At 63.4% G+C, this 1124-nt stretch carries 2 protein-coding genes; one reads left to right on the top strand and one right to left on the bottom strand.

Annotated elements, in window-relative coordinates; translation table 11 throughout:
- Positions 1 to 454 (bottom strand): M20/M25/M40 family metallo-hydrolase (locus tag C2U70_RS31475; protein WP_140982521.1); only part of this gene is annotated, 454 nt, incomplete at its 3' end.
- A 179-nt stretch (positions 455 to 633) separates the two neighbouring features.
- On the opposite strand from C2U70_RS31475, the gene C2U70_RS31470 reads away from it, so the two are divergent.
- Positions 634 to 1124 (top strand): LLM class flavin-dependent oxidoreductase (locus C2U70_RS31470; protein ID WP_140982520.1); only part of this gene is annotated, 491 nt, incomplete at its 3' end.

The following is a 1124-nucleotide window of genomic DNA, read 5'->3' as shown; positions in this document are numbered from 1 at the left end:
TGAAGCCGAGCTTGCCGCCTCGGACCTCGCGCACGGCGCGGAGCGCGGCCATGTTGATGCTGTGCTGGCCCTTGTTGTCGGCGGTGCCGCGGCCATAGACGCGCGCGCCCGCGATCGTCGTGTGCCAGGGATCGCGGTTATCGCGCCACTCGCCTTCCATGCCATCGACGACATCGCCATGGCCGTAGATCAGCACGGTCGGCGCAACAGCGCTTTCATGATGTTCGGCAATGAGGAACGGCGCCTTGCCGCTGGGGGATTCCACCAGCCGGCTTTCGAAGTCGAGCGCGGCGAATGCCGGCTGCATCTCCTGTTCCAGATAGGCGCGCAGCTCGGCGCCACGCGAGGCATTCTGGCTCTCGGTCTTGAAGGCGACGCGGCGGTCGAGCTCGGTGAGAAAGGCGCCGGACGTGATGTCGTGGCGGGCGCGGGCGATGGCGTCGGCTCTGGTCATTGCTTTCTTTAGCAGGGCTCTGGTCTGGAGCAAGCCTGACGCGGTGCGCGGACTTGCAAAAGTGGACGGGGGTAGCGAATTGGCTTTTGCCAAGGGCTGGTTTAATGCAAGAACTTCGCCAAGTTTCGCGCGACGTTTAACATTCGAAGAGCGCCGGGCTGAGGGCGCCGAGGGACAGTATGGCAAAAGAGATCAGGCTCAACGCCTTCGCAATGAATTGTGTGGCGCACCAATCACCGGGTTTGTGGACCCATCCGCGCGACCGCACCGCCGAATATCATCGCCTGCCCTATTGGATCGATCTCGCCAAAACGCTGGAACGCGGCCGTTTCGACGGGCTGTTCCTCGCCGATGTGCTCGGCGTCTACGATGTCTATGGCAGCAGCCCAGACGCTGCGTTGCGCAATGCAGCGCAGACGCCGTCGAACGAGCCGTTGCTCCTGCTTTCGGCGATGGCGGCAGTCACGAAGAATCTCGGTTTTGGCGTCACCTCAAACCTCTCCTACGAGCCGCCCTACCCGTTCGCACGGCGGATGTCGACGCTCGACCATCTCACCGAGGGACGTATCGGCTGGAACGTCGTCACCGGCTATCTCGACAGCGCCGCGCGCGGCGCCGGCAAGGAGAAGCAGACCGGGCATGACGACCGTTACGAGATCGCCGACGAATA

It is taken from the genome of Bradyrhizobium guangdongense, from assembly GCF_006483445.1.
GTDB lineage: Bacteria > Pseudomonadota > Alphaproteobacteria > Rhizobiales > Xanthobacteraceae > Bradyrhizobium > Bradyrhizobium guangdongense_A.
This window is presented reverse-complemented; position numbering and strand designations above follow the sequence as displayed.